This window comes from Bathymodiolus platifrons methanotrophic gill symbiont, assembly GCF_002189065.1.
Taxonomy (GTDB): domain Bacteria; phylum Pseudomonadota; class Gammaproteobacteria; order Methylococcales; family Methylomonadaceae; genus Methyloprofundus.
The window spans coordinates 1-4476 of record NZ_BDMN01000433.1 but is presented as its reverse complement, the minus strand read 5'-3'; the positions used below and the strand labels follow the sequence as shown (position 1 = coordinate 4476).

Below are 4476 nucleotides of genomic sequence, written 5' to 3'. Positions count from 1 at the left end.
ATCGTTATAATCCACCTTAAATTTCAACACTTTTTCATCATGAATAGCATGCTTAATCACATAAGAATGTAATTCACAACCAAATACACTGCCAGTGGTTTCTGCTCCCAAGGCATTTTCAGGGAAAATAGGTGTCCCGGTAAAGCCAAATTGATAGAACTTTTTGAATTTTCTCTTTAGATTTTTTTGTGCTTCACCAAATTGGCTGCGGTGCGCTTCATCAAAGATAAACACCACTTGCTTACTGTAAATGGGTAATTCGCCCTCACCTTTCATTAAATTATTCAGTTTTTGAATGGTGGTAACAATAATTTTATTGTCTTCTTTATCAAGGTTACGCTTTAGCCCTGCGGTATTCTCTGAACCATTAACGCTATCGGGTGAAAAACGCTGGTATTCTTTCATGGTTTGAAAATCGAGATCTTTTCGATCCACCACAAAAAATACTTTATCAATAAAATCCAGTTCCGTTGCCAAGCGTGCCGCTTTGAAACTGGTTAAGGTTTTACCTGAGCCAGTGGTATGCCAAATATAGCCGCCACTTTCAATCGTGCTCCAGTTTTTGGCTTGATACGTGCTGTTTATTTTCCAAAGAATTCGTTCGGTGGCAGCAATTTGATAAGGGCGCATCGCTAACAAAGTATCGTTATCATCAAACACAGAATAATGTAGCAACACATTTAACAAGGTCTGTTTTTGAAAAAAAGTAGCGGTGAAATCTTTTAAATCTTTAATCAATCCGTTATCTGATTTTGCCCAATTCATGGTGAAATCAAAGCTATTTTTATTACGCTGGGTGGTATTGGCAAAATAACGACTATCGGTGGTTCTGTCGCAAAAAACAAATGTTTGTGTAAAAATCAACTGTAACCTGTTTTTATGCGATAAATGGACAAAACACCATGCAGGAGAAAAACCTTCTAATCCCATCATTAAAATCACGACAATCTAGTGTTAAAACCAAGTATCATGTGGTATTCAGGAAAGTAATAACTTAAAAAAATAGAACCATTTTTAGTTGAACATGCGAACCTTATTTGGCTTAAATTTAATATTATGATCGTAGGTAATAGGGTGATTTTGTTTATTTGCGACAGAACCCAGTTGTCTGAGGAAAATATTCCAGCTTATAAGCAGTTTATGGCTTTAGCAGGATAGTTATGCCTGAAGACCAGGTTTTCTGCTTTTTAAATAACCTATGCGACAGAACCTACTTAAGTACCTCAAAGACCACCCAGTTTCTGGCATCGTCAGAATGTTCATGAATATCATTGTAATCCATATGCAGATAGGAGTGTTTGTTGTCCTTCCAGTAAGAATCAGTCTGTATAGTACCCTCTGTCGCAGACCAGTAAGTAGAGGGATTCCAGCGCGATGGAGAATATCCCAATGCTTCTGGATTGTTAGCTTCTATATCAGCGCTTAGGTCACTAAGTTCCGATATAGTCGGTAATATTAGAGTATAACCTTCTAATATTACCGACCTCTCATCATCACTCCCATCATGAGAACCTTCTTGTGTGGCAACAGTATCGCTGCCCTCATTCAGTAAATCATCTAGTTTCTCATGAGAAATAGGATCATATCCGTAAGGACTACCATCTCCTGAAGAATCTAGATAATAATATGTATGTCCATTTGATGAAATAGGGTTGATTAAATTAAGGTTAATACCATGTATGCCGATTGTATTTGATACACATTTACCAAAATGGAATTACCGGGCAATACAACCACATGCACGGCCTCTGGCCATAAACTTGCCAGAGTTGAACATTAATTTATCAGCAATCTTAGAGAAGGCACAAAGAGAAAGGAAAAAGCTAAAGCTTTTTTACTCCCAACATTATATTCTACTTTAAACAGGAACCCATTATTTATAAAACCCACTCGATCAACAACCGCATCAAACAACGTTAGGCTAGAGCCTACGAACCTAACCACGTCCATAGGACATGGTTTTTATTTTTAATAAAAATGCGATTAAAGTTTACAATAATTTTATAGAAGAACTTTGAATAATAGACTTATATTCTATGTAGTCTTCTAATTGAGGATGATCAAACTTTGCATAAACAGTAGGTCGATCTTCATAAATTATTTTTGATTTTGCCATATTACCTTGATTGTCTGACACACTATTATTAACCAAATGGGTTAGTCTCAACAGAAAAAATGATTTTTTCATTGCCCATTCTGGACCGGTAAGTAACATGCAAGGAATAACTTTTACATCATTATATGGGGCGCAGGTCTTTAACCTGAATTTTAAAAAGGCGGACTAAAGGTCCGCGCCCCACAATTGCTCAAGTGTGTTATGCACGTTTCTGTGTTATTTTAAATTGTATTTCCTCTTTGCCAACATAAAAAAGTTGCAATCATGATATTATTTATATAAACTAAATTTAATTTATATAAATTAAGGTTACCATGAAATCAATTGGAATAGGTGATATTCAGAAAAACACCTCTATTTTTAACAATCTGACCGAAGCAATCGAAATTATAGATAAGCGCAAAAAAAAAGTTGTCGCTGTTGTCTATCCCGTCAAAAAAGAACGTATTGTACACAAACTTGCTGGTAAGTATAAAGATAGAATATTGAAATCGAGCTCGACTGATATGAAGTTTATAAAGGAAGCAGCAATGACTAAGGCTATGGAAGAGAAATATGGCAACACTCATTGATACCAATATCATTATCCGGTTTCTAATTGGAGATCATAAAGAACACCTTGTTGAGAGCACTCGAATCTTCGAAGAAATCGAATCAGGAAACCTGCAAGTGGAAATTTTAGATGTAGTACTCATGGAGGTGTTATTTGTTTTAACCAAGTTCTATGATTTACCGAAAGCCGAGGTGGTCACCGACCTTAAGGCAATATTAGCAATGGAAGGTGTCATCAATAGTAATAAGGTCATTCTATTCGAAGCTCTATCTTTGTTTGTTGATAAAAATGTGGACTTTGTTGATGCTCTTATTTGTACTAAAAGCAAGCTACAAGGATATGAGTGGCTTAGTTTTGATCGAGATGTAATTAAAAACTGTCGTTAGTCAGCTTGTCCGGCACAATAAATTTGAAGCACGCCTTTACCACAGAAGATAGTCAAAAAAATTAGAACTAATTTAGAGTAACGCCAAAATATGAGCGATGATCAGGAACCCATAGTTGCTATCCAGATAGGAAGCAACCGCATAACCTGCTGGGTACAGCCCATGCTTTACGCGCTAGTGCTCGACGTGAGTTCACTTTCGTACCGGACAAATCTTGAATGCATATTGACTGCATTTACACTATCACATTCGTTTTTTTACAAACTCTCATCGACGCACCTTCATTGCCCCCCCCCTTTCTGTCAGCAGTCTGCAAACAAACGTCGTACTTTGTATCGATCCAGTCGGTGCCGATGAAGGGCGTAAGTTGATTAGCGGATATGGGGCTTAGGCACTATACTGTGAATTAAGAGCTAAAAAGTTGCCTGTTCAAAGAGGTGAGCAAGATTCAAAACTTGACGGTATTTACCCCAATAAAAAAACAAAAAGGTCAAAAATATTTAAAGCCTCAAGATCAATGGCTATCCACCGCCATATCCTGTGTTCGCCAACCCATTGAAACATTATTCGGCTGGATTGAAGAAAAAACGGGGATTGAATGTGCCGGCAAATTACGTTCATACAATGGGCTAATAGTTTATGTCTTCGATAAGTTAACTGCTGCTATGTTTTTTTGGAATGTCTTGCGTGTAAGCGCTTAGTTCACTTTATACTTTTATATACCAACAACTGATAACTCCCCAACAAATCAAGAAACCCACCCACGAAGTGGGGGTAGGCGGAAAAAAGACGATTTTTTTCGATTATTGGTAGAGGCATTGAACGAAGGCGTTGTTGTCACCAACAATGAAGGATACATTCTGTATGTTAATTTCAAATTTAGCGAAATAATTGGCCGTTCCCGTGAAGCCTTGATCGATCAGAAAATAACAGCATTCGTAGACGATTCGAATAAAAGAATTTTGAAGCAAGGAGTTGAAAGCTGTCAAAAACACCAAAAATCCACACTTGAAATAACCTGGAACAAAGATAATGATGAAAAAATCATTACCTGTGTTTCCTCTCGGATGATAGAAGATACATGCCCAAAAAATAACATATACTTTGCCATAATAACGGATATTACAGAAAGCAAAAAGGTTCAAAAAGAACTTATACTCTCTGAACAAAAATATAACACGGTAGTAGAAAATTCACTGATACTCGATGTTCAAGTTTTTCCATCCCATTGCCATCAAACTCTTACCTTCACCCAGCAGAACAATACTTTAATGATGGTGTTGGCTCTAAGCGCCCTAAATCTCTGCCAATCATATGTTTTCCTGATGGCATCAGTTGAAACACATCCTTTATTAATTCACCTAACTCTTTCAGCTTATCACCAGGATCTGGAAACTCTAGCAATGACGTGATGAACTCAA

At 37.0% G+C, this 4476-nt stretch carries 5 protein-coding genes and 2 pseudogenes; 4 read left to right on the top strand and 3 right to left on the bottom strand.

Going from position 1 to position 4476, the window contains the following annotated elements; all coding sequences use genetic code 11:
- The 3 genes and pseudogenes from CDZ78_RS18875 to CDZ78_RS18870 all read right to left on the bottom strand — a co-directional run.
- Positions 1–846, bottom strand: a pseudogene (locus tag CDZ78_RS18875) (HsdR family type I site-specific deoxyribonuclease); the annotation flags it as partial.
- A 364-nt stretch (positions 847–1210) separates the two neighbouring features.
- Positions 1211–1390, bottom strand: a complete 180-nt coding sequence (locus tag CDZ78_RS21475) for a hypothetical protein (protein ID WP_140414220.1) — start codon at positions 1388–1390, stop codon at positions 1211–1213.
- 600 nt (positions 1391–1990) lie between these two features.
- Entirely contained in the window at positions 1991–2215 is a 225-nt protein-coding gene (locus CDZ78_RS18870; RefSeq protein ID WP_087871356.1) for a hypothetical protein, read from the bottom strand.
- Positions 2216–2430: 215 nt separating this feature from the next.
- Between CDZ78_RS18870 and CDZ78_RS18865 the strand changes: the two genes are divergently transcribed.
- From CDZ78_RS18865 to CDZ78_RS18850, 4 genes and pseudogenes are all read left to right on the top strand, one after another.
- The gene (locus tag CDZ78_RS18865; RefSeq protein WP_087871355.1) at positions 2431–2688 is read left to right on the top strand and encodes a hypothetical protein; all 258 of its coding nucleotides are present in this window, start codon (positions 2431–2433) and stop codon (positions 2686–2688) included.
- Positions 2672–3055 carry a type II toxin-antitoxin system VapC family toxin gene (locus CDZ78_RS18860; protein WP_087871354.1) on the top strand — a complete coding sequence of 128 codons (384 nt, stop codon included), beginning with the start codon at positions 2672–2674 and terminating at the stop codon, positions 3053–3055. The genes CDZ78_RS18865 and CDZ78_RS18860 overlap by 17 nt, the downstream gene beginning before the upstream one ends.
- A 431-nt stretch (positions 3056–3486) precedes the next feature.
- Positions 3487–3756: pseudogene (locus CDZ78_RS18855) on the top strand (IS982 family transposase); the annotation flags it as partial.
- 18 nt (positions 3757–3774) lie between these two features.
- Positions 3775–4467 (top strand): PAS domain-containing protein, encoded by a 693-nt coding sequence (locus CDZ78_RS18850; RefSeq protein ID WP_280175606.1) that lies wholly within the window; start codon positions 3775–3777, stop codon positions 4465–4467.
- Positions 4468–4476: the final 9 nt, after the last annotated feature.

Excerpts from the sequence above, each read along its gene's own strand:
- CDZ78_RS18870 (WP_087871356.1), bottom strand. The coding sequence starts at position 2,215 with ATGTTACTTACCGGTCCAGAATGGGCAATGAAAAAATCATTTTTTCTG.
- CDZ78_RS18865 (WP_087871355.1), top strand. The coding sequence starts at position 2,431 with ATGAAATCAATTGGAATAGGTGATATTCAGAAAAACACCTCTATTTTT.
- CDZ78_RS18860 (WP_087871354.1), top strand. The coding sequence starts at position 2,672 with ATGGCAACACTCATTGATACCAATATCATTATCCGGTTTCTAATTGGA.